This is a genomic window from Pelagibius litoralis (assembly GCF_011683915.1).
Lineage (GTDB): Bacteria > Pseudomonadota > Alphaproteobacteria > Kiloniellales > Kiloniellaceae > Pelagibius > Pelagibius litoralis.
The window spans coordinates 14,895-37,759 of the sequence record NZ_JAAQPH010000021.1; the positions used below are offsets into that span (position 1 = coordinate 14,895).

General features: G+C 58.9%; 19 protein-coding genes and 1 pseudogene. 15 read left to right on the forward strand and 5 right to left on the reverse strand.

The genetic code is table 11. From position 1 onward, the window contains the following. Positions 1 to 198: 198 nt before the first annotated feature. Positions 199 to 747 (forward strand): site-specific integrase, encoded by a 549-nt coding sequence (locus HBA54_RS22255; RefSeq protein ID WP_322096089.1) that lies wholly within the window; start codon positions 199 to 201, stop codon positions 745 to 747. A 372-nt stretch (positions 748 to 1,119) separates the two neighbouring features. Here HBA54_RS22255 and proC read toward each other — a convergent pair whose 3' ends face one another. Both proC and HBA54_RS22265 read right to left on the reverse strand, forming a co-directional pair. After that, the gene (proC, locus tag HBA54_RS22260; protein ID WP_167228844.1) at positions 1,120 to 1,962 is read right to left on the reverse strand and encodes a pyrroline-5-carboxylate reductase; all 843 of its coding nucleotides are present in this window, start codon (positions 1,960 to 1,962) and stop codon (positions 1,120 to 1,122) included. Then, a complete protein-coding gene (locus HBA54_RS22265) occupies positions 1,962 to 3,329 on the reverse strand; it encodes an NAD(P)/FAD-dependent oxidoreductase (RefSeq protein ID WP_167228846.1) in 1,368 nt (455 codons plus the stop codon). The genes proC and HBA54_RS22265 overlap by 1 nt, the downstream gene beginning before the upstream one ends. 175 nt (positions 3,330 to 3,504) lie before the next feature. On the opposite strand from HBA54_RS22265, the gene HBA54_RS22270 reads away from it, so the two are divergent. From HBA54_RS22270 to betC, 13 genes are all read left to right on the forward strand, one after another. After that, entirely contained in the window at positions 3,505 to 4,485 is a 981-nt protein-coding gene (locus tag HBA54_RS22270; RefSeq protein WP_167228848.1) for a TAXI family TRAP transporter solute-binding subunit, read from the forward strand. Positions 4,486 to 4,551: 66 nt separating this feature from the next. Further along, positions 4,552 to 7,149 carry a TRAP transporter permease gene (locus HBA54_RS22275; protein ID WP_167228850.1) on the forward strand — a complete coding sequence of 866 codons (2,598 nt, stop codon included), beginning with the start codon at positions 4,552 to 4,554 and terminating at the stop codon, positions 7,147 to 7,149. Beyond that, positions 7,142 to 7,567: a universal stress protein gene (locus HBA54_RS22280; RefSeq protein ID WP_167228852.1), complete on the forward strand. Its 426-nt coding sequence runs from the start codon at positions 7,142 to 7,144 to the stop codon at positions 7,565 to 7,567. The genes HBA54_RS22275 and HBA54_RS22280 overlap by 8 nt, the downstream gene beginning before the upstream one ends. Positions 7,568 to 7,755: 188 nt before the next feature. Further along, positions 7,756 to 8,427: a GntR family transcriptional regulator gene (locus tag HBA54_RS22285; protein WP_167228854.1), complete on the forward strand. Its 672-nt coding sequence runs from the start codon at positions 7,756 to 7,758 to the stop codon at positions 8,425 to 8,427. A 181-nt stretch (positions 8,428 to 8,608) separates the two neighbouring features. After that, positions 8,609 to 9,346, forward strand: coding sequence for a GntR family transcriptional regulator (locus HBA54_RS22290; RefSeq protein ID WP_167228856.1), 738 nt, complete (start codon positions 8,609 to 8,611; stop codon positions 9,344 to 9,346). Next, positions 9,343 to 10,488, forward strand: coding sequence for a mandelate racemase/muconate lactonizing enzyme family protein (locus tag HBA54_RS22295; protein WP_167228858.1), 1,146 nt, complete (start codon positions 9,343 to 9,345; stop codon positions 10,486 to 10,488). The genes HBA54_RS22290 and HBA54_RS22295 overlap by 4 nt, the downstream gene beginning before the upstream one ends. A gap of 29 nt (positions 10,489 to 10,517) precedes the next feature. After that, positions 10,518 to 11,552: a transporter substrate-binding domain-containing protein gene (locus HBA54_RS22300; RefSeq protein ID WP_167228860.1), complete on the forward strand. Its 1,035-nt coding sequence runs from the start codon at positions 10,518 to 10,520 to the stop codon at positions 11,550 to 11,552. A gap of 58 nt (positions 11,553 to 11,610) precedes the next feature. After that, entirely contained in the window at positions 11,611 to 12,747 is a 1,137-nt protein-coding gene (locus HBA54_RS22305) for an ABC transporter permease subunit (protein WP_167228862.1), read from the forward strand. 3 nt (positions 12,748 to 12,750) lie between these two features. Beyond that, the gene (locus tag HBA54_RS22310; protein WP_167228864.1) at positions 12,751 to 13,833 is read left to right on the forward strand and encodes an amino acid ABC transporter permease; all 1,083 of its coding nucleotides are present in this window, start codon (positions 12,751 to 12,753) and stop codon (positions 13,831 to 13,833) included. Beyond that, a complete protein-coding gene (locus HBA54_RS22315) occupies positions 13,826 to 14,563 on the forward strand; it encodes an amino acid ABC transporter ATP-binding protein (protein ID WP_167228866.1) in 738 nt (245 codons plus the stop codon). The genes HBA54_RS22310 and HBA54_RS22315 overlap by 8 nt, the downstream gene beginning before the upstream one ends. A gap of 110 nt (positions 14,564 to 14,673) precedes the next feature. Then, positions 14,674 to 15,498: an ornithine cyclodeaminase family protein gene (locus HBA54_RS22320; protein WP_322096090.1), complete on the forward strand. Its 825-nt coding sequence runs from the start codon at positions 14,674 to 14,676 to the stop codon at positions 15,496 to 15,498. Further along, positions 15,499 to 16,422, forward strand: coding sequence for an aminotransferase class IV (locus tag HBA54_RS22325; RefSeq protein WP_167228868.1), 924 nt, complete (start codon positions 15,499 to 15,501; stop codon positions 16,420 to 16,422). A gap of 1 nt (position 16,423) precedes the next feature. Then, positions 16,424 to 17,953, forward strand: coding sequence for a choline-sulfatase (gene betC, locus HBA54_RS22330; RefSeq protein ID WP_167228870.1), 1,530 nt, complete (start codon positions 16,424 to 16,426; stop codon positions 17,951 to 17,953). 754 nt (positions 17,954 to 18,707) lie between these two features. On the opposite strand, the gene HBA54_RS22335 is transcribed toward betC, so the two are convergent. Next, complete coding sequence (locus HBA54_RS22335; protein WP_167228872.1) at positions 18,708 to 19,517, reverse strand: transposase; 810 nt, start codon at positions 19,515 to 19,517, stop codon at positions 18,708 to 18,710. Between the two features lie 77 nt (positions 19,518 to 19,594). Between HBA54_RS22335 and HBA54_RS29230 the strand changes: the two genes are divergently transcribed. Continuing rightward, on the forward strand, positions 19,595 to 19,996 hold the full coding sequence (locus tag HBA54_RS29230) for a hypothetical protein (RefSeq protein WP_240932840.1): 402 nt from the start codon (positions 19,595 to 19,597) through the stop codon (positions 19,994 to 19,996). 153 nt (positions 19,997 to 20,149) lie between these two features. On the opposite strand, the pseudogene HBA54_RS29935 reads toward HBA54_RS29230, so the two are convergent. Both HBA54_RS29935 and HBA54_RS22345 read right to left on the reverse strand, forming a co-directional pair. After that, positions 20,150 to 20,377: pseudogene (locus HBA54_RS29935) on the reverse strand (NAD(P)H-binding protein); the annotation flags it as partial. Positions 20,378 to 20,464: 87 nt separating this feature from the next. Further along, entirely contained in the window at positions 20,465 to 22,249 is a 1,785-nt protein-coding gene (locus HBA54_RS22345) for a fatty acyl-AMP ligase (protein WP_167228876.1), read from the reverse strand. Positions 22,250 to 22,865 lie beyond the last annotated feature (616 nt).

The following is a 22,865-nucleotide window of genomic DNA, read 5'->3' on the forward strand; positions in this document are numbered from 1 at the left end:
AGATAATGCTTGATCCGTGTAGCCAGACATTCGTGCTTTCTGCAACATGGGACGATTTGGGCTCGAAGCGGCCGGCTGCAGCGCAGCGGTATTGTGCTGCAAACCAGCTCCGCGACCCGTCATTTGCGTCCCCTGTAAAATATTACGGTCAACACTGTGTCGACGCATGGGCCGGGAGGGGTGGATGGAGGTAATCTCATGCCCAAAATCCAACTCCCCACCGTCAAACCAAAGCGCCGGCCATGGAACAAGGGACCGCTGATCGGCCAGAAACGCCCGTTACTCCTGAAACAGGTTTGGGCCATTCGCGCCCGGCTCGAACTCGCTGGCAACCTTCGGGACTTCGCGCTATTTAACCTTGCGACCGACAGCAAATTGCGGGACTGCGATCTGGTCCGTTTGAAGGTTGCCGACCTAGTTTCCGATGACAGAGTTCGTGAGCGTGTCTCGGTCATCCAGAGCAAGACCAGTCGACCGGTGCAGTTCGAAGTCTCTGAAAGCACGCGCGATTCAATTTGGAATTGGGTGTACAGCCCGGAAATGCTCGGCTGTGCGTTTCTGTTTCCCAGCCGTTTCCATGACAGGCCGCATGTATCGACAAGGCAGTATGCGCGGCTCGCTCGGGACTGGGTTTCGGCGATTGATCTCGATCCGAGCGGTTACGGCACGCGGTTCAGCTTCTGCTCGGCCATACCATGGTCGATAGCACGGTGCGGTATATCGGTGTCGAACTTGAAGACGCTTTGAGCATCGCAGAGAAGATCGACATTTAACAGTTGGGCGAACGGTTCCAGCCGTACGCCTTCCAAAACCGGTCGTGCATTGAGACCCCGCTAAAGACGGCAGAGAGCCCAAATCGCATGATGCTGCGGGATGTACAAATGGCCAAACCTCGCACAAAGCTGCCGTAGACCAAATGCAGGACGGACCAAACCCGCTAGTCATTGCAATCAAGATCGCCGCGGTGCAGCTTTCCCAGAAACGGACGTTGAGCGTCACCTTAGCTTGAGATGCTACGGATGACTGAAGTGCGAGATGAAGCCGCCCTTCGACCCTCTGAATTGAAGAGAAGGTTTCTTTTGTCGTCAGACCGACTTTTTCGGATCAACAGCTTTGAGTTCAAAAATTGGAGAGTGAAATCGACCGTTGTCTTGCCGCGTCCAATGTTTGCCAGACTAAGCGTTCCAGCACGTTTTCCTTGCCCAATACAGCCAATCCCGCTGCAGTCGTGCCGTTGGGGCTTGTGACGGTCTCTCTCAGAAGGCCAGGATCGGGGCAATTCTCCAACAGCCTGCCTGCAGCCGACACGGTTGCGATAGCGAGAGACCGTGCCGTCGTGTCGTCCAACCCCTGTTCGATCCCTGCCATGATCATCGCCTCGCACATCGCAAACACGTATGCCGGCCCACTGCCGGAGAGCGCTGTCACAGCATGAAGCTGGTCTTCGCTTTCGAGCCATGAAAACGTCCCAATTGCCTGGAAGAGTAGTTCGACATGCACGCGCCCATCTGGCTTGGTTGAGGCGTCGGCAAAACCTGCGCTGACCGAATATCCGACGCTCGCCCCGATATTTGGCATGACACGCACCGTTGACAGATTACCATGGAGGTGTTGCTGGATATCCGCGATGCCAACACCTGCCGCCACCGAGATGACGACCGCGTTAAGGGCGGTCGGCTTTGGCATCGCTTGCAATGCAGCGGCGATGATCCGCGGCTTCGTCGCCAGTACGATCACATCCGCCGCAAGATCATCAGGCAGATCCTGAGCGGAGGCGTAGTGGACCAGCGACCCGGGATTTGCCAACCTCTTTCGCAGCGCGGCAACAGCATCGCATACGCCAGGATCTACGACATGAAACTCATGGCTGGGTCGCAATTCGCGGAGCCACCCCACCAGCATGGCATGGCCCATCCGACCCGCCCCGATCAGAACGACACGGGTCACCCTTGGGTCACGCATCAAAGTACTCCTTTCGCACTTTCGCGCAGCGACCGCATCAACGCGGTGTTTTCGTAGCGAGCCAATGAAAATTCCGTCCCATAGGAAGGTCGTTGCGCATCAGCGACCCAGGCCGCACAAAGCTCGCCGCCCGCACAGGCGGCCATCGTGCCAAAGCCTGACATGGCACAAATCATGAAAGCCCCTTCCAGACACATGGGGCCAATCAAAGGCCAATTTTCTTCGGTCATGGTGTACCAGCCGCCATAGTGGTGCATGTTCCGTGGCAGCTGGCCATAGTAATCCTTAAGGCCGGGGTTGAGACGTGCGGCCCCGCGTAAGACGATCTCCGGGAAATTGTCCTCCAGCGGCGGCTCCCACGTCGCGGTGGCCGGTTTTTCGTTGAATGCCCAGCCAAGCTTGATCCAGCTTCCATTGTCCCCGCCATCGGGGCGGCAATGGATAGCGCCTGGCATGTCCTCGGCCAGCCAGCGAAAGTCGGGCTCAGCCATCAGCATCTCGCGCTCTTCGTCGGTCCAGTCGATCTGTTGGCCGTCGAGATCGATCGAGAAGGGCATGTTCCGTGGAATGACCTTCTCCCTGTCCTCAAACGCGATCTTCTGCTGGAACGTGTTGTAGATCGGCAAATCGACGCCCAGCATGTCGGCGATCCGGCCCGCGAACGGGCCCGCGGCGTTCACGATCCTATCGGCCTTGATGTGGCGGATGCCGCCTTTGCCGGAGAGTTCCAGCTTGTAGCCGTCGCCCTGCGCAATGTTCTCGACGGCCCCGGTGACCCTTTCGACTCCGGTTCCTTTGAGAGCCTCGAGCATATGCATGCCAAGCTGCTGCCCGCTGATGCCGCCGCCGCGACGGATATGGATGACGGTCTGAACGTCATGCGCATAGGATGGAAAGGCTTCGCGGATCAGTCGCTGAGCCTGCAGGATATCAACCCCTATAGGCGCGGTTTCCCAGTCTGGTGCCAGCGCAGGCTCGTACCCTCCGGCGTCTGCGCCCGTGTGATAACGGATAAGCGTGTCGGCGCTGCGGCCCAAGCCGTAATGCAATTGCTGCACGAAATCATCGATTTCGGTCCGCCGGGTCACGAGCGAATAGCCGCGGCGGTTCATATTGATGCGGTTGCCGCTCTCACGCGCGACATCTTCGAGCAAATCGATCGTGCGGTTGGTGAAAGCGACCATGGTCGGGTGCGGCCACCAGTTGCGGTAGTTTTCGCCCGACTGTGCCGAGGTGAAGGCCATCGGCGCGTCCCGATCGATCAAGGCAATGCGTGTGATTCCGTGATTTTTGTTCAGGTAATAGGCCGTTGCGATCCCGACGATCCCGGCGCCGATCACTGCAACTTCATAACTGGTCGTCGTCATTCTTTTCCATCTCTACACGCCTGCCATTTGACCTTTCCGCTCCTCACAGGAGGAAGCAAGAAATCAAATCGTATTCGATCTTGACAAATATGAATACGATTAACAAGACTTAAGCCGCACTCAAATGGCTGCATGACAGCCTGATCAGAGTCTTGAACCAACCTGGGAGACCGACATGAAAACCAAATTACTCTTGGCACTGGCCACAGGGGCAGCCATCGCGTTGGCGTCCGGTGCGGCAGCGCAGGACCGCAAGTTCGTCAATATCGGAACCGCCGGAATCGGCGGCGGGTACTATCCAACGGGTGGGTTCATCTGCAACGTTCTGAACAAAAGCCGCGAAGCTCAGGGCCACAACATCCGCTGCACCGTGGAATCGACAGGTGGTTCGGTCGCCAACCTGCGGTCGATCCAGGCTGGTGAACTGGACGTAGCGATTGCGCAAGCGGACTGGCAGTATCACTCCTACCGCGGCTCCTCGAAATTCGAAGACGTCGGCGCGAACGAAGACCTGCGTTTCCTTTTCTCCCTGCACATCGACACGGCTCACCTGGTTGCGCGCGCTGACGCGGGCGCTACGAGCTTCGACGATCTGGAAGGCAAGATCGTTAACATCGGCAACGCGGGATCGGGCACCGAGGCCACGATGAATTTCGCCCTGTCGCGCTACGACACGGACGCGGAAAGCTACTTTGGCCAGGCCACCCGCCTGACGTCCCGCGAACAGGCGCAGGCGCTTTGCGATGGCAAGATCGATGCGTTCTTCTACACCACCGGTGTCACCGCGTCCTCCATCACCGAGGCCACAAACACCTGCGATGCAACGGTACTGAACTGGAACGACGAGACCATCGACGCGATGATCGAGGAGTTTCCCTATTACGGCAAATCGATCATCCCCAACGGCACCTATCGCGGTCAGACCGAAGAACTGACGACCTGGGGCCTGCCTGCGACGCTGGTTGCTTCTGCCAGCGCCGATGAAGAGGTGGTCTACAACATGGTCAAGGCCGTGTTCGATAATTTCGAAGACTTCACGGCGCAGTCGACGCTCTATGTCGCGATCACGCGCGAAGGCGCGGTCGTGAACGGCCGGTCTGTTCCCGTGCACCCCGGAGCGGAGCGGTACTTCAAGGAAGTCGGTCTGATGGAATAACGGCAAAAGCCAAAGAGCGGGCGCGACATGTTTCGCGCCCGTTTCCACTTTTCCAAGGGGGCGCACATGACCGAGAAAACGCATCAGGAAGAGCTCGAAGATCTTATCGCCGAAAATGATACTGGCACGCGCGACCCTTCCGGTCTTGCCCGCAAAGTCATCCTTGGCGTGGCCCTACTTTGGCCGCTCTACCAGCTTTACATGGCGTCCCCGCTTCCCTTCACCACGGGGATCGGCCTGATTGACGACAGCCAGCAACGGGCCATCCACTTGGCATTCGCGCTATTCCTCGGGTTCCTGACTTTTCCCGCATTCCTGAATTCGCCGCGCAGCCGCATCCCGACACTGGATTGGATTCTGGCCATCGTCGCTGCGGGGTGTTCGCTCTATATTCTGATTTTCTACCGGGATGTCGTGAACAACGCCGGCGGCGTCCGCACCCCGGTCGAGACCGCCGTCTCGATCATCGGTATTCTGCTGGTGCTCGAGATCACCCGCCGCGTCCTAGGCATATCACTGGTCATCGTGTCTGCGGTGTTCACGGCCTATGTTTTCATTGGACCAATGTTGCCCGACCTGATGTCGCACCGCGGGTTTTCGCTGAACCGCTACGTCGATCACATGTGGCTGACGACCGAAGGCGTCTTTGGCCTGCCCTTAGGGGTTTCAAACAGCTTTATCTTTCTTTTCGTCCTCTTTGGCTCATTGCTCGACAAAGGCGGCGCAGGCAACTTCTTCATCAAACTGTCCTTTTCGATGTTGGGTCATCTGCGGGGCGGCCCTGCCAAGGCCGCCGTAGTGTCGTCTGGCCTTACGGGTCTGATCTCCGGCTCCGCCATCGCCAACGTGGTGACGACAGGCACCTTCACAATCCCCCTGATGAAGCGCATCGGCTTCACCGGGGAGAAGGCCGCCGCCATTGAGGTCTCCTCCTCCATCAACGGCCAGATAATGCCACCCGTTATGGGGGCCGCAGCTTTCCTCATGACAGAGTTCGTGGGCATCACCTATTTCGAGGTGGTCGTGCACGCCTTCGTGCCCGCCATCGTCAGCTATATCGGCCTGTTCTACATCGTGCATCTTGAGGCGGTGAAGGCCAATATGCCCGTTCTCGCAAAAGTGCAAGAAAGCACGCTGTTGCAAGCCTTGGGCCGCTTCCTCTTTGGCTTTGGCGCGGTCGCTCTGGTTGCGGGCATTGTCTATGCAATGGCGACAGGGCTCGGCGTTGTCGCAGGCCCGCTCGCGACACCCATTGCAGGTGTTCTGATGATCGCGCTTTATATCTGGCTGCTCAAGATCGCGGCCGGATACCCTGAGCTTGAGATCGACGACCCCAACGCTCCCCTGATCGAAATCCCGAAACTGAAGCCCACCTTGATGGCCGGTTTGCACTTCGCCCTGCCCATTGGCGTGCTGATCTGGTGCCTGATGATCCAGCGCCTGTCGCCGGGTCTGGCCGTGTCCTGGGCCATAGTTGTGATGGTAGCGATCATGCTGACGCAGAAACCCATCCTGACCTATTTTCGCAAAACCAAATCCTCGGGCTTCGCGCCTGAATTCAAGGAAGGGCTTGCAGACCTGATCAACGGTTTCATCGCCGGGTCGCGCAACATGGTCGGAATTGCGGTCGCGATGGGGGCTGCCGGAATCATTGTCGGGGCCGTGTCCCTGACCGGACTTGGCCTCCTGATGACCGAGATCATCAATGCGGTCTCGGGCGGCAACATCATGATCATGCTGCTCTTCACGGCCATCATGTGCGTGGTTCTGGGCATGGGCCTGCCGACAACGGCAAATTACATTGTTGTAGCCAGCGTCATGGCGCAGCCACTGGTGACCCTCGCCGCACAAAACGGCCTCGTCATTCCGCTATTTGCTGTCCACCTCTTCGTCTTCTACTTCGGCCTCATGTCGGGGACGACCCCGCCTGTGGCCGTGGACAGCTTCGCGGGTGCCGCCGTGGCGCGTTCAGATCCAATGAAGACATCGGTACAGGCGTTCTATTACTCCCTCAGAACCGCGATCCTGCCTTTCATCTTCGTTTTCAATCCCGAGCTTCTGTTGATCGGTGTCGAAAGCTATTGGAGCGCGGCGCTGGTGATCATCTCATCCACGATTGCGATGTGCGTCTTTGGAGCCGCGACCCAAGGGTACTTCATGACGAAGAACTGGAAGATCGAAAGCGCTCTGCTTGTTGTCATCGCTTTGTCCTTGCTCAGACCGGGGTTCTGGCTCGATCGCATTCAGCCGCCGTTTGAAGCTGTTCCGCCCTCCTCTATTTACACGGTTGCAGAGACTGCCGCGAAAGACGCGCAGATCCAGATGTTTATGACCGGCGAGAATTTCAGCGGCGATGTCGTTGAACGCCGCGTGGCCATCCCGCTGGGCGAGGTGGGCAGCCCCGGCGCTGACCGTCTTTTGGAAGCTACCGGCATGACCATGCGCATCGAAGGGGACGATGTGTTTGTCGACAACGTCGATTTCAACAGCCCGGCGCAAAAATGGGGGATCGACTTCGACTGGCAAATCCTTGAGCTCAGCGAACCAAAGAAGCGCATGGCAAAGGAATGGTTCTACATTCCGGCCTATGGCGCGCTGATCCTGTTGATCCTGTTCCAACTGGCCCGGCGCCGCAATGCGCAAGGAGAGCCCGCCAATGTATGAACACATCCTTGTCCCCGTCGATATCGAGCAGATGGAGACCAGCGAAAAGGCCGTGCGAACGGCAGTTCGCATCGCGCAGGACTATGAGGCCACATTGCACTTTCTGACCGTTGTGGCCCCGCTTGGGTCTTTTGCATCGACATTTTTTCCAGACGGGTTCTCGAAAGAAGTCTCAAAGGCGGCACGGGAGAAGCTTCACGCTTTCACCCACAGCAGGAATCTTGATGGCCTCAAAGTACAGCACGTCGTGGCGCATGGTGCGATCTACGACCAGATCCTTTCCATCGCGGGCAAGGTGAATGCCGATTTGGTTGTGATGGCGTCGCATCGTCCCGAGTTGAGCGACTACCTTTTAGGCCCAAATGCCGCGCGTGTCGTTAGGCACGCAAACTGCTCAGTCATGGTGGTGCGCGAGTGAGACACCATCCCCCACCATTCTCCCTGCCTGGCTTTGCAAGCGCGCGAGGTCTGGCCACTGCCGGTGGGCGTAGCACAGCGCGCTCACCGGGCTCTCTTTCGAACATGCATCTCGCCATGAATACTCGCTTTGAAGAATGGCAAACCGTCCGGTTAGCAGTTAGTTTTGGGTGAAAGCGAGACCGTTCGATGGAGCATGAGCAGCCCGTGAAACCTGATCAGGCCGTATTCTCCGCCTCCCAGCCCATCTACGAGGCGCTGCGGAACGATATCCTGTCAGGAAAGCTGTCAGGCGGCGTACCGCTGCGGCAGGATGAAATCGCCAGGAATCACGGCGTGAGCAAGATGCCTGTGCGTGAGGCGCTCATGAAGCTCGAAGCCGAAGGGTATGTTCTTTTCCGGAAAAACAAGGGCGCGACGGTGCGGGAAATTTCGGTCACCGAGTTGCTCAATTTGATGGATATCCGGGTCGCCTTGGAATGCAAGGCGCTGGAAATGGCGATTCCGAACCAGATCCAGTCCGACTTTGATGAAATCGCCAAAATTCTCGGTGACTATAGCCAGAGTTGCACGACCGCACATTGGAGCGAGATGAACCAGAAATTCCATTACATGCTCTATGAACCTTGCGGTAACGCGCAGCTACTTGAGATGATCACGGATATTCAACGCCGCATCGGGCCGGTGACCAGGGTTGTGGTGACCGAGGCATCTGGGTTTGAACGCCCCAACAAGGAGCATCAGGATATCCTGCAGGCCTGCAAACAAGGCGACGTCGAACGCGGTGTCGCGCTGCTTCAGGCACACATTATCACCACGAAGAAAGAGGCCGCCGCGCGACTGCGACGTAACGCGTTCTGACAGCGATCGGCATTCTTGCTGATCCTGAACTCAATTCCTCCGCAAATTGTCACTTCGACAAGGCTATTCGCCTTGCGACCGGCAAAGGGTCTCGAAAAATAAATTGCCATTTTGCATACTAATTGTCGACAAATATCGTTTTTGCACGCAAACTGTCGACAAAATTAAGCAGGAGTACCCTGTGGTGGAGTTCAAGTTCCAGCGCGGCTCGGCAACGAACGAAATCTGCGAGGCTGTCAGACGCGAAATCCTGACGCTCGAAATGGAGCCAGGCGCACCGCTCGACGAAACGACACTCTCCCGACGGTTTAACGTCTCACGCTCGCCAATTCGCGAAGTGCTCAGTCGATTGGCAGCCGAAGGTCTGGTGGAAACGCTGCCCAATCGCGGGGCCATCGTCGCCCCTATCGATCTCGTAAATTTTTCAAGCTTCATCGAGGCGTTAGACCTGCAACAGCGGTACGCGACGCGTCTGGCCGCGCGCCACCGAACCGCCGCCGACTTGGTTTGGCTCAAGGAACTGGCTGGGGACTACAGCACAGCGGTAAAGAACCGCGACCGCTTCGGGATCCTTCAATCCAACTATGATTTTCACAAAGCGATCGGAGAAGTCGGCCGCAATCCCTATGTTTCGCGGCACTACGGCCAGCTGCTGTCCGAAGCGCGCCGGTTCTTGCATATCCACATCAGATTCCTGGAGGCGACGAGTGATGAGAACAAACTCGCCGATCAGCATGACGATTTCATCGAGGCGATCGAAGCCCAGGATGTCATGGCCGCCGACAGGGTCGCGCACGAACACACCTTCCAATTCCACGACCGTTTTCTGAAAGCACTGCGATACGAGGCCGATGCGGATTTCTCCATCGAAGTCGCTGCAGGCCTTGGGTCCCGCAAAAAGAAGCCGGTCGTCGCGTGAGCTTTGTCGCCAACATCCGTGTGCACACGCACTGCAACGACCTGAGCGGCAAATTCTGGAATCCGGCAATCCGATGGACGAAGAAATACGTCGTTTTTGTCGAGGTCGAAGATGGTGCAGGACGCATCGGGCTTGGGGAATGCTGGTGCTTCGACACCGCGCCCGACACGCTTTGCGCCTATCTCAAAACAGAAGTGATACCAGCCTTCCTGGGTCGGGAGCTGTCCTCCCTCGAAGAAATTTTGACGACCCTTTGGACAAGGGCGACGCTGACCGCACGACACGGGCTTTTGGCTTCGGCAATGTCGGGGCTCGACATCGCGATGCATGACTTACGGGCCCAATCCCAACAGCGACCGATCTGGCGTTCCATGAACGACACGGCGGCGGGGCACGTACGGCTCTATGCAAGCGGCGGTCTTTATGGACAAGGTAAGGGATTGCCCGAGCTGGCGCGCGAGGTCGCTGGCATGTCCCAAGCCGGCTTCTCGATCGTGAAAATGAAGATCGGCGGGCTCGATTTCGAGGCAGACCTCGAGCGGGTGCGACAGGCCCTGGATGTCTTGCCTTCGACGTCACGGCTAATCATTGACGCCGTCTACAGCCTGACACCTGTTGAGGCCTTGCGCTTCTTCGAGGCTCTTCCGACGGAGCGGATCGAGGCATTTCAGTCACCGTTACCGGCAGAGGACATCGCGGGTATGGCTCGGCTCGTCCGGGCGGGTGTGCCGGTCATGGCGACGGAAGCCGAGTACCGCCGGGAAGTCCACGCACGGCTAGTCGAGGAACGTGCCGTCTCTTTCCTGCAAACCGCGCCCATCGCCTGCGGCGGGTTCGGCCGCCTGACGGAATTGGCCGACTTGGTCCGGGAAACGGAGATCCGGCTTTCGCTGGAGGTCTCATCGACCGCGGTCGCCCTGATGGCAGCCTGCCATTTCGCTGCCGCCGACGAAACGGTGGCGCATGTCGAATATCACCATTTGCATCAGGTGTTTTTCGACCGCCTGCCATGGTCCGGCACCGAATTCGGGTCGCAAATGCCGCTCCCCGATCGGCCGGGGCTTGGCATCTCGTTGCCGCAAGACGGGACCGAATTCGCCTTCGAACTTTCAAACTCACCCGAAGAAGATGCGGTCGCCTAAATGAAATACGAAAACCAACGGAGAACGATATGACTTCAAAAATCGGAAGAATGATCGCAGCGACTGCGGTCGTCCTTACGGGTGCGACCGGGGCGATGGCGCAGGACGAAGGTGTACTGGGCGCGATCAAGGATCGGGACAGCCTGCTCTGCACGGGACACAATGGCTCCTACCTCGGCTTTGCAGAAGTGGACGCGCAGGGCGCATGGCAAGGCTTCGACATCGAGATGTGCAAGGCGCTCGCGACCGCAATCACCGGCAGCCCGGACAAATTGCAGATCATCCCGGTCAGCTGGGCACAGCGCTTCCCGGCCATTCAGTCGGGCGATATCGACGTGATCATCAAGGTGACCGGCTGGACCATGACGCGCGACACGGAGTTGGGTCTGCAGTACTCGCGCCCGTATTTCGTCGGCCCGTTCTATACCATGACGCGCAAGGAGCTAGGCGCGAGTTCCATCGAAGACCTCGCAGGTGGTGTGTTCTGCGCACAAGCGGGCACCACCGTCGAGCGTATCCTCGTCGATTACATGGATTCCCGCGGCCTTGAATACGAAGTCCTCGCCTTCGAGAAGCCGGAGGAGCTGCGGGGTGCGATCTACAACGAACGCTGCGATGCGGTGCCGGGCTTCGGTCCGTTCCTGTCCGCCACGCGCGTCGAAGCTCCGGATCCGGATGCCTTCATCATCCTCGAAGACGTGATGGCGCTCGAACCCGAAGGCATCGTTGTGCGCGAAGGCGAAGAGGCGCTGCTGGACGTGATCAACTGGATGGTTTCGGTCCTGCTGCTGGCCGAGCAAGAGGGCATCACGCAGGCCAATGTCGACGACATGCGGGCCAATCCGCCCTCGGCGACCATCGAGCGGATGTTGGGTGTGACACCCGGCGTCGGCGATCGCCTGGGGTTGTCCAACGATTGGGCCTACAACATGATCAAAGCCGTAGGAAACTATGGCGAGATCTATGACCGCACGGTCGGCGACGGCTCTCGCTATCAGCTGCCACGCGGATTGAACAATCTGTGGAACAATGGCGGCGTGCTCTACCCGCTGGTGCTCGACTGACTTGAAGCACCGGGGCGCTCTACAGGGGCGCCCCTCTCCAATTTGAAGGGGCTAGATAATGTCGGCGCTCATTCGGTCACGCTCGTTCCGTCGCGGCGCATTCCAGATCGGCTTTCTCGCGCTTCTGATCGCGTTGATCGTGGCAGCGGCGCTGGTCGGTCGTGCGAACATCCTGTCGCAGGGCATGGCCACAGGCTTCGGCTTTCTCGAACAGACGACGGGCTGGACGGTAGGCTTTTCGGTCATCGACGTCGGCCCCCGGTCGACTTATGCCCACATGCTCTTCGTCGGTATTCTCAATACACTCGCAGTCGGTCTGCTCACCCTTGTTCTTGCAAGTCTGCTTGGGCTTGTGCTTGCCCTGATGCGCGTGTCGACGAACACGCCGATGCAGATTGTGGGCGGCACCTATATCGAACTGTTCCGCAATGTGCCGCTGATCCTGCAGGTACTGTTCTGGTACGCGCTGCTAACACACACGCCAAGCCCCCGCAACGCCATCAGCTTCGTAGATGTGGCCTTTTTCTCCAACCGAGGGCTGACATTGCCTGTGCCCGCACTGAGCGGCCTGGATGTGCTGATCCTTGTGGCGGGCCTGGTCGTCCTTGCGTTCGCGTTTCGCGGACTCAGCAAAAGTTTCGACCTTCGCCAGCGCATACTCGGCGCCATCGCGGCTTTCGCGGCCCTGTTTCTGGTACTGCTATTGACCGGCCGCGCCCCCGAAATGCCGCTGATCTCGGTTCCGGCACTCAAGGGGCTTCGGTTTGACGGTGGTTTCACTCTGAAACCCGAATTCACCGCCCTTCTGATCGGACTTGTCCTGTTCGGGGCCTCTTATATCGGTGAGATTACTCGCGGCGGGCTTTTGTCGGTCGACAAAGGCAAGCTGGAGGCCGGCGCGGCGCTTGGGTTCAACTCGTCACAGATCAATCGCTTCATTCGCATCCCCCTGGCATTCCGCGCGATGCTGCCTGCGCTGGCCAACCAGTACGTCTGGCTGATGAAAGGAACGACCGTCGGTATCGTGATCGGGTATCCCGATTACTTTGCGGTCGTGTCCACTTCGATCAATCAAAGCGGTCAGACGCTTGAGCTTCTGGCCCTTCTGATGATCGGCTTCGTCATCATCAACTATTCCATCGGCTTCGCGATGAACGTCCTCAACGATCGTTTGAAACTCAAGGGACGGAGCTGACCGATGGTTGCAGAGACCCTTCCACCGCCCATAGCGCAGTCCGGCATTGGCCATTGGTTCAAGAAACATTTCTTTTCGACCTGGCTCGACGGCGTTCTGTCACTGATTTTCCTTGCGCTGATCATCTGGGTTGTCAGCGCCGTCTGGACCTGGGGCCTGCGCCACGCGATCTGGACGGTCGAAAACCGCGAGGCCTGTGGCCACGGCTCGGGGGCCTGCTGGGCCGTCATCCAGGACCGTCACCGGTTGATCCTGTTCGGGCTGTATCCTTACGAGGAACACTGGCGCTCCACCCTCGCATGTCTTGCGGTCATTGCAACTATGGTCCTGTCATGTGTGCCGCTGTTCTGGACAGTCTGGCGATTGCCGATCCTTTGGCTTGTCGGCTTTGGGACATTCGTCCTTTTGATGCGGGGTGGTTTCGCTGGCATGCCGCTTGTGACAACCGAACAATGGGGCGGGCTGTCACTGACCATTTTCATCTTCTCGGCGGTCTTTGTCCTTGGCACGCCTCTGGCCGTGATCCTTGCCTTCGCGCGGCGCTCAAGCCTGCCCGTGATCGCGAAAACGACGGGACTGTTCATCGACATCTTCCGCTCCCTGCCGTTGCTGACGATCCTTTTTGCCGCCGCCGTCGTCGTGCCGCTCGTACTGCCCGACTGGCTGCAGGGCGACAAGCTTGGCCGCGTTATCATTGGCTTCGCGCTTTTCTTCGCGGCCTACCAGGCCGAGATCATCCGCGCGGGATTGCAGTCGATCCCCGACGGGCAGGTTGAGGCGGCCGTGTCGTTGAACATGCCGTTCTGGTCTCAGGTCGTGGACATCCAACTGCCTCAGGCGTTCCGCAACACCCTGCCCTCGACGATCAATCAGGCGGTGATCACCTTCAAGGAAACGTCCATCGTCACGATCATCGGCTTTTTCGAGGTCATGGCCTCGGGCAACGCCGTGGTCGGCACCGGCGAATGGGGCCAGCAATATGTCGAGGTCTACCTTTTCCTCGCCTTCATCTATTTCGTCTTCGTCTTCGGCCTGTCCCGCTATGGGGCCTGGCTTGAAACGCGCATGAGGGTCGGTCATGGCTGAACACGCGATCTCCTTCGAGAAGCTCAACAAGTACTATGGCGATCATCACGCCTTGCGGGACGTGACGCTGGATGTCGATCACGGCGAGACGCTGGTGATCTGTGGGCCCTCCGGCAGCGGAAAATCCACTCTGATCCGCTGCGTCAACGGGCTGGAAGCCTATGCCGATGGTGCGCTCTCGGTTCTGGGGCACAGTGTGGGCGATGACGAACGGGAATTGGAAGCCGTGCGCAAACGCGTCGGCATGGTGTTCCAAAGCTTTAACCTGTTTCCGCATCTGACGGTTCTGGAAAACTGCGTCTTGCCGCAGGTGCGCGGGATCAAACGCAGCCGGACGGAGGCAACGCAGATCGCGATGGGTCAGCTTGGGCGGGTGCGCGTGGCCGAGCATGCCCACAAGTTCCCTGACCAAATTTCAGGCGGGCAGAAACAGCGCGTGGCACTGGCGCGATCCCTCAGCCTCGATCCTGACATCATGCTTTTCGATGAGCCGACATCGGCACTCGATCCGGAAATGATTTCCGAGGTGCTCGACGTGATGCAGGAACTCACCCGCGGCAACATGACGATCATCTGCGTGACCCACGAAATGGGGTTCGCCCGCGCCGTCGCCGACAAGGTCATCCTAATGGTCGACGGTGCGATCGTGGAACAAGGCGACCCGGAACAGATGTTCACAGTGCCAAAGCACCCCATCACGCAGGATTTCATGAAGGCCGTCGCATCGTGACCGCACCGCCGTTTCTGACGAAAGCCGATTTACCGGCGGCACTGGATTGGCAGCGGTATGTCGCGGCCCTTGAAGCCGGTCACAAAAGGCCACGTGCCGAGATTGCCGATGTGTTCCTGGGGCCGGCGGAACGCACGCTGCTCAGCCGCGCTGCCCGTATCAAGGGATTGGGCTTCGGGGTGAAGTCGGTAACTGTCGTGCCGGAGAACGCGGATCGGGACGTCCCGACGATCCAGGGCGCCATGCTGGTCTTCGACGACGCGACCGGACGGCATCTCGCCACTTTGGACAGCGCCGTGGTGACGAACCTGAAAACGGTTTCGGATTCTCTTCTCGGCGCGAAGATGCTGGCCCGGCCGGACAGTCGCCGATTACTCGTTGTCGGCGCAGGCAGTGTCGCCAGAACGCTGATAGAAGCCTATCCCGCCATGTTCCCGCATCTCGACGAAATCTCGATCTGGAACCGCACCGCCACATCGGCCAAGACCTTGGCAGAGACGGTCTCCGGCGGCCCGATCACTATCCAAGCGGTCACCGATCTCGAAGTGGCCGTGCAGGAGGCCGACATCGTCGCCACCGCGACCATGGCGCGCGCGCCGGTTGTACTGGGCGATTGGCTGAGCCCGGGCACGCATCTGGATCTGATCGGTGCCTTCCGGGCAGATATGCGCAAGGTGGATGACGCCGCCCTTTTGCGCGCGCGTTTGTTTGTCGACAACCGCGACACGACGCTCGACCACATCGGAGAGTTGAAGATCCCGCTGAGCGAAGGTGTGATCGCGCCGACGGATATATTGGCGGATCTTTATGACCTCTCACATGGCAGTCCGGGACGAGCCTCGCCATCCGACATCACGATTTTCAAGAACGGCGGAGGGGCGCATCTTGACCTGATGATCGCCTTTGCCATCGTCGAGAGCAGCGGAATACACTGAATGAACCAGACCGAAAGTCACAGCACCCACGACGCCGACGACGATCCCCGCAATCGCGACATCAAGATCTACGTGAACGGAGAGCTGGTGCATCGGGACGACGCCAAGGTTTCGGTCTATGACTCCGGCTTCATGCTGGGCGACGGCATGTGGGAAGGGCTGCGCCTCTATAACGGGACATGGGCCTTCTTCGACGAACATATGGATCGATTCTTCAACTCCTGCAAATCGGTCTCACTCGATCCGGGGATGACCATGGACGAGGTGCTGGACGCGCTGAACCGGACCGCTGCCGCAAATAACATGACCACTGATGTGCATTGCCGCCTGATGGTCACGCGCGGGGTCAAAGCAAAACCCTTCCAGCACCCAAAACTCAGCCGCTTCGGCCCGACCGTGGTCATGATCCTTGAGCACTCCAAACCCGTGGACCAGCTGCAGTCCAAGGGCATTCGTCTGGCCACCGTCCCACAGGTGCGCGGCCTGCCGATGAGCCAGAATGCGAAATATAACAGCCATTCGAAACTGAACTGCGTGATCGCCTGCCTGCAGGCCGAACAGGCCGGCGCGGACGAAGCGCTGATGCTGGACCCCCATGGGTTCGTGAACACAACAAATGCCTGCAACTTCTTCATCGTGCGCCGCGGCGAGGTTTGGACCTCGACCGGGGATTACTGCATGAACGGGGTTACGCGGGCCAAGGTGATCGAGCTTTGCCGCGCGAACGACATCCCGGTCTTCGAGAAGAACTATTCCCTTTACGAGGCCTATGGCGCCGATGAGGCTTTCGTGACCGGCACATTCGGCGCGCAAACGCCGGTGGCGGAAATCGACGGCAAGCCCATCGGCACGGGCGAGCGCCTAGTGACAGAACGCGTCCGACAGCTCTACAAGGATCTCATCCACGCAACCACAGCAGGTTGAGATGACGCAACCCAACATCCTGTTGTTCATGGTCGACCAACTGACCTCATTCGTGCTCAGCGCCTATGGGGGCAAGGTCTGCCGGACGCCGAACATCGATGCCCTAGCCGCGCGAAGCACCGTCTTCGAGAATGCCTATTGCGCATATCCCCTGTGCGCGCCGTCCCGGTTCGGCATGATGGCCGGACGGTTGCCCTCGCGCATCAGCGCTTTCGACAACGGCGCAGAATTCACCGCCTCGACGCCGACATTTGCGCATTATCTGCGAGCCGAGGGCTATTATACCTGCATTTCCGGCAAGATGCATTTCGTCGGCCCAGACCAGTACCATGGGTTCGAAGAACGGCTGACAACGGAGATCTACCCCGCGGACATGTCGTGGACGCCGGACGCGGACTTTCGCGATTACAACTGTGACGAAGAGCGGGCGTATACTTTCGGCGTCTCAACGATCGACACGGTGAAGGACGCAGGCCCCGTCGCCCGTTCCATGCAGATCGACTATGACGAGGACGTCATTCATCACGCCAAACGCGAGCTGTTCGCACGGGCAAGGTCGACGGACAAATGCCCTTTCATGATGACAGTCTCGCTCACTCAGCCGCATGACCCGTACGTGACGACGCGGGATTGCTGGGACCGATACGATGATGCGGACATCGACCCACCGCGCGTTCCTCACATTCCGGTGGACGAACGCGATCCGCACAGCCAGTCGCTCTACTACCACTACGGACAGGACAAGTCCGAACTGACCGCGCAGGACTATCGCAACGCACGGCACGGCTATTACGGCATGATCTCCTATGTCGACGATCTCTTCGGCGAATTGATGCAGGCCCTGCGGGACAGCGGATACGCCGACAACACGGTGATCCTTTTCGCCTCGGACCACGGCGACATGATCGGCGAACGGGGGATGTGGTTCAAGAAGACGCTGTTCGACCCGGCGATCAGAGTCCCCTTGATGATCTCTCACCCAGCGATCGGGCCGAGGCGTGTGCGCGAACCGGCCTCTCTGCTAGACATCTTTCCGACGCTGCTGTCCGTTGCCGGTATTCCGAAAACCCAGATCAAGACGCGGCTGGACGGAAAAGACCTGACGCCAGCCATGCAAGGCGAACCGATCTCCGCGCCCGTGTTCATTGAGCATATCGACGGTGGGACCGCCGCGCCGCGCGTTTGCGTGCGAGACGGCGATATGAAGTTGACCGTCTCCCGCGCCTATCCTGCGCAATTGTTCGACCTTTCGTCAGATCCCTGTGAGCAAATCAATCTGGCGGGGCAAGGTCACCCGGAGGAACGCCGCCTGACGCAAGTGGTAGAAGAGACCTGGCCGCTCGATACCTTGCTGGAGGAGATCATCCAGTTGCAGGTCGACCGCAAACTGGTCGATACCGCACTGAGCACGGGGCGCGAGGAACTTTGGGATTTCACGCCACGTCCATTGACGCAGAACACGTCCTATGTCCGGCGTGGCGATGCATTTCCCGATGTCGAAAGGCGCGGATATCTCAAATCAACAAAATAGCTGTTTCGATTCGGAAACCGACGAGCAACATGCTGAAAGCCGGGGTGGGGTGGTGGTCGCGTTTCAAGTCGTCATTTACCGTGTATTGTTTGTCTTGGCTCCAACCATGAGCTGACCGATGAACTTAACCATGCACGCCAGCTTAACGAACGGCCGCGCAAAACCTTGCAATATCAAACCCCGGCGGACAGGTTCGCTGAGTGTGTTGCGGCGATCAGTTGAATCCACCGTCGAAGACAGCCACTTGCGAGCAGGGACAGCCCGGGTATTTTAATATCCCGAATCAACAGCTGAAAATCTCTCAGAGAAGATGATTACAGCGCCCGACTGGCTCAACGCTTTGTTATGAAACCGGTTCTGTCAGGCACCCTGATCAAAGTATAAACGGCAACGGGCGCCAGCGTAATCGGTGACAGAGCCACGAAAGCCGTTCTCGGACAACAATTCACCGGCACTGCCTCGTTTGGTTGTCAGCACCGTAGGTGCATAGGGTTGTCTAATTCCGGCTGTCAAGCCAGTCTCCGATCGGCGGTCCACCACCGGGGAACATGGTTGTCTACGAAGTCTGACCCGGCAGTGCCGGCCGCTCCACCATAGTGCCCTTTGGCCTTGACGCCCCTGATGTGTAACGCGCAGTCACGTCTGGAACAGTGCTGCAATCCCATGCACGAGGTCGTCCGAGCCGCGTCCCCGGATCGGGACGAACCGCTCAGAGAGTTGCCTTTCCATTCACCATACCCTTAGCTTCCTTCAATCAGCTCGACGCCGCTTCCGGCCACCTGAATGGCTCTCCAGTCGTCAACATCCGGTGCATCAGCACCGCCAGTTTGCGCGCCAGGGCCACACAGGCCTTCTTGTGGCTGCCGCGCCCCCAATCCTTCAGAGGATGAGAACGCCGTACGACTGTCAGCATGTTGTTGGCAGCCTCATACAACAGCGCCCTCAAGAGCCTGTCCCCCTGTTTCGGGACGCGCCCGGAATAATCCATCTCCCCCGACTGGTAACGCCGGGTCGCCAAGCCCAGATAGGCCCCGACGGTGCGCGAGCGCCTGAATCGGCCCGCCTCCCCGATCACCGACACATAGGAAAGCGCAGTCATCGGGCCCACGCCCGGCACCGTCATCAGCCCCCTCAAGACATTCTCAAGGTCCTGCCGACGCCTGACCAGATGGCTGCGGGCCTTGACGATGCCCAGGTTCTCCTGGGCCTCCTCAGGCTTGACCACAACTTCCTGGTAAAAGCCGGTGCGCGCGATCTCGCAGAGAAGCGCCGCATCGCCGGCATCGGTCTTCTGATGCTGAAGCCGCATCACCGCATGGGCCTGCCGGGCGTCGATTACCATCACCTCAAGCCCCCGCGCCCTCAGCCCGCGAGCCAACCATGGCGTCAGCGCCCCGGTTCCGATCACAATCCACTCCGGGCACAGGTAATGCTCCTTCAAGACCTCGAACAGCGCGCCCAGGTCGCTCGCCGCTTTGCCCGCAGCGAGCACATCTCCCGCTGCGTCCTTCACACAGAAGGCCGTTTCGTCCTTCGATACGTCGAGCCCCACATATTCGCCCATCTCCCGGCTCCTTTCCGGTTCAGATCACTAGCCAACGCAAGACAAAGTATCCTGAAGACTCAAGCCGGAATTACGCTATGTGTGACAATCCCTTGGTGGGAATTTTCGGTCGTAACGGCTTCATTCCCGCAGCCGCACTCCCGGCCCGCTACGCGCGCGGGGACTCCATGCCCTTCCCCCGGCGCGGCCCCATACCGCCCTGCGATATCAACGCCTATCTGCAGTACTCCGACCTCTTCCAGAGTTACGCCGATCCGGTGCGCGATGCCGTTGCCGTGCTGGCCCATACCGTCGCGGGCATTCACGCCAAGCTCGCCCTTGGGGTCATCGTCGCGCGGCGCGGCAACGCGCGGATCTACATGTACGAGGACAGCGAATGGCTGCAGGCTGCCCTGATCGATCTGGAGCGCTTGGCCAATCCTAAGCAGCGCGTCGGCAGGCTGCGTCCCTGGACCCCAGACCCTCTCGTATTGGCCTGACCGCCGATGCCCACCATCGCCCTCACCCGCGAAGTCGGTCTTCTGGTCCGTGCCCTGCGCAAGCGCTACGGCCTGGCCCAAGTTGACCTTGTCGGACGGATCGGCCGCTCCCAGCTTCGTCACCCTGGAGCGCCTCGCCATCGCCTTGTAGGTGCCCGCCGCATCGACATCAGTCACCAGTTCGGTGAGCGCTGCCGTCGATTCGAGCGACCCAACGACCGGCGTCACAGCAGGCCCGAAGTCCGCCAAGCCGTCGCTACGCCGCGTCAGTGCCTTGACCCGCCAGCCGGCATCGACCAATTGCCGCAGGATATGTCCGCCGACAAACCCCGTGGCACCGGTAAGAGCAACGCATCCTGCCACAGGCGTGGTTCCGTTCATGGCCTATCGGGCTTCTCGTGGCGGCCCAACAAGAACCCCTGTTGCAAGCCGATTCGACGGTCTACTTGGCCAGCGCGCAGTCTCAGATCAATCGCCTGACTGCGCAGCAGCAGAGCCGGGAGATATTTTTTGATCGATCGGGTAGCTTATATCGAAGATTTCGCCGGCGATGTAGTCCTGGCGCACAGCCGTGCGGCTAAGCTTGCCGGAAGAGGTGAACCTCAAGGTCTTCGGCGGCACCAGGACAATACGGCAGTCGGCACCACAGGTTTTACGGACCGTCGCGGCCGCCTGCTTGCGCAGGTTTTCGCGCGCGGCCGGATCATGCAGTCGACATTGCAGCACAGCAACCATTTGCTCATCGCCGTCGGGCTCGATGACCGAGAAGCAAGCAACATCGCCGTCTCTGACGTCCTCAAGCGCCTCCACAGCCCACTCCACGTCCTGCGGCCAGATGTTGCGGCCGTTCAGAATCACCAAGTCCTTGCGGCGACCGGTCACGATCAGGCGCCCCTCGACCATGTAGCCAAGGTCGCCGGTGTCCAGCCAGCCATCATCCGTCATCACCGCTGCGGTGGCCGCCGGGTCGTTGAAGTAGCCGTCCATAACACTCGGCCCCTTGACCACAATTCGGCCAACGTAGCGATCCGGCAGCAGATCGTTCTTCTCGCTGCGGACCTCCACCGCATGACCGGGCAACGCGGTTCCGCAGTTCACAAAAGATCGCACCGCCCGGTTTGATCCGCCAGGGTTGCGCTTGACCGTCGTCACGCCATCATTCGACGCGTAGTGATCCTGGTCTACACGGTCGATCTCTGTTCCCTTGTCCAAGGCTGCGAAGGTTACCGCCAAGGTCGACTCCGCCAAGCCATAACTTGGCAAAAAGGCCTTGGATGAGAACCCCGTTACGCCAAAAGTATCGGCAAAGCGCTTTAGGATCTCCGCGCGCACCATATCGCCGCCGATACCGGCAATACGCCAACGCTTGAGATCGAGATCCTTGGCCGAGCCGTTGAGTCCACGGCGGACACAAAGCTCGTAGCCAAAAGTCGGGCTGAAGGAAATCGTTCCGCCGTACTGCGACAACAGTTTGAGCCAGGTGAGCGGCCGCAGTGCGAAGCTCTTGGTTGACAGGTAGTCAACGGTAATCTGGCTCAACATCGGCGTGAGACAGAAACCGACCAACCCCATGTCGTGATAGAGCGGCAGCCAGGAAGTGCTGCGATCGCCGCTACGCAGTTTCAAACCGTGCTGACCGATGCCGCGCGCATTAGAGGTGATAGCCCGCTGGGAAACGAAGACACCGCGCGGCAGGCTGGTACTGCCGGAGGAGTATTGGATATAGCAAGGCTCATGCGCGGCCAAAGGCCGGAGATCACCGCCCGCGTGCGGCAGCGCATAAAAGTCCGCCGGCGTCCCGATCATCTTGAGGGTACCGGCCGCCTCGGTCAGGTAGTGGATCATCTCCGGCGGACCGACAGCGACCTCCGCCCCCGCCCTTGTAATCATGGAACGCAGACGTTCGACATAGGCCTCGTGGCTGCCGAGATGGATCGGTAAAGGCAGGGGAACGGGAATCAGGCCGGCGTACTGGCAAGCGAAAAAGAAAATCGGGAAATCTGGAACCGTGTCGGCCACAATCGCCACCCGGGCGCCAGGCTGCAATCCTGCCTTATCGAAGCGCTGCGCAAGTACAATCGCCTGCTCTCGCAACTCTCGATAAGTTAACGCCTGCTGGAGCTCACCTCTCGATGAGAAAAAATTGTAACCAGTCCGTCCCTTAGCTGCATAATCCAAACCTTCGACCAGAGATTCGAAATCTGACACAGCGATAGGCAAGTTCTCGTTTATGGATTCAGCGGCGTTCACCATATAAAGCTCTTGTATCGGCTTATTTTTTATTTGGACAGCTGAGTTGTTTTTATTCTTCTGAACACGAACTATGAACTCTCACAAAACACTCACCACCCTGCACTACTGGCACGCACTGATACTGTGCATTTCCAGTGGGCAGAATAGGGACCACTGAGAAATTCGAGATAGTCCGGTTAGTTCGGCAAGTCCCAGCCAGATGACTGCGGCGCGCGCCTCAACCTCTCAAAAAGCAGCAGCACATGCATTTAGTCGGGTGACGCCCGTTCTTTTGAGCGTTGCTGCAAGCAGTCGCCTGCACTGCCTATAACAGGATGCCGTACTGGCGGCGAAAGTTTCAATCCTGTGACATATGACTATAGCCTTTGAAGATCAATAACTGTTTGGACAAAGATCCACCGTAGCCTGCTGGCGCGGGGCATGCCGGTAACACTCCCAGCGGCCGGACTGTTGTGCTATGCGCCTTGGCCTGACAAACAGAACGGCTACGGAATGGGTCTGACCCTCACGTCGGATTTTCCGATGGAATGGAGCATCTTTTCTCAGAGAAAGGTGAGTCATTAGCGTGGCCAATTCCGCGGGAGGGCCGGATCAAATCCATATCTCACCTTGACAG

What these genes read in the sequence shown, in the direction of transcription:
- betC (WP_167228870.1), top strand. Translation starts at nt 16,424, where the DNA reads ATGACGCAACCCAACATCCTGTTGTTCATGGTCGACCAACTGACCTCA.
- HBA54_RS22310 (WP_167228864.1), top strand. Translation starts at nt 12,751, where the DNA reads ATGGTTGCAGAGACCCTTCCACCGCCCATAGCGCAGTCCGGCATTGGC.
- HBA54_RS29230 (WP_240932840.1), top strand. Translation starts at nt 19,595, where the DNA reads ATGTGTGACAATCCCTTGGTGGGAATTTTCGGTCGTAACGGCTTCATT.
- HBA54_RS22255 (WP_322096089.1), top strand. Translation starts at nt 199, where the DNA reads ATGCCCAAAATCCAACTCCCCACCGTCAAACCAAAGCGCCGGCCATGG.
- HBA54_RS22305 (WP_167228862.1), top strand. Translation starts at nt 11,611, where the DNA reads ATGTCGGCGCTCATTCGGTCACGCTCGTTCCGTCGCGGCGCATTCCAG.
- proC (WP_167228844.1), bottom strand. Translation starts at nt 1,962, where the DNA reads ATGCGTGACCCAAGGGTGACCCGTGTCGTTCTGATCGGGGCGGGTCGG.
- HBA54_RS22300 (WP_167228860.1), top strand. Translation starts at nt 10,518, where the DNA reads ATGACTTCAAAAATCGGAAGAATGATCGCAGCGACTGCGGTCGTCCTT.
- HBA54_RS22265 (WP_167228846.1), bottom strand. Translation starts at nt 3,329, where the DNA reads ATGACGACGACCAGTTATGAAGTTGCAGTGATCGGCGCCGGGATCGTC.
- HBA54_RS22270 (WP_167228848.1), top strand. Translation starts at nt 3,505, where the DNA reads ATGAAAACCAAATTACTCTTGGCACTGGCCACAGGGGCAGCCATCGCG.
- HBA54_RS22275 (WP_167228850.1), top strand. Translation starts at nt 4,552, where the DNA reads ATGACCGAGAAAACGCATCAGGAAGAGCTCGAAGATCTTATCGCCGAA.
- HBA54_RS22325 (WP_167228868.1), top strand. Translation starts at nt 15,499, where the DNA reads ATGAACCAGACCGAAAGTCACAGCACCCACGACGCCGACGACGATCCC.
- HBA54_RS22280 (WP_167228852.1), top strand. Translation starts at nt 7,142, where the DNA reads ATGTATGAACACATCCTTGTCCCCGTCGATATCGAGCAGATGGAGACC.
- HBA54_RS22335 (WP_167228872.1), bottom strand. Translation starts at nt 19,517, where the DNA reads ATGGGCGAATATGTGGGGCTCGACGTATCGAAGGACGAAACGGCCTTC.
- HBA54_RS22315 (WP_167228866.1), top strand. Translation starts at nt 13,826, where the DNA reads ATGGCTGAACACGCGATCTCCTTCGAGAAGCTCAACAAGTACTATGGC.
- HBA54_RS22345 (WP_167228876.1), bottom strand. Translation starts at nt 22,249, where the DNA reads ATGGTGAACGCCGCTGAATCCATAAACGAGAACTTGCCTATCGCTGTG.
- HBA54_RS22285 (WP_167228854.1), top strand. Translation starts at nt 7,756, where the DNA reads ATGGAGCATGAGCAGCCCGTGAAACCTGATCAGGCCGTATTCTCCGCC.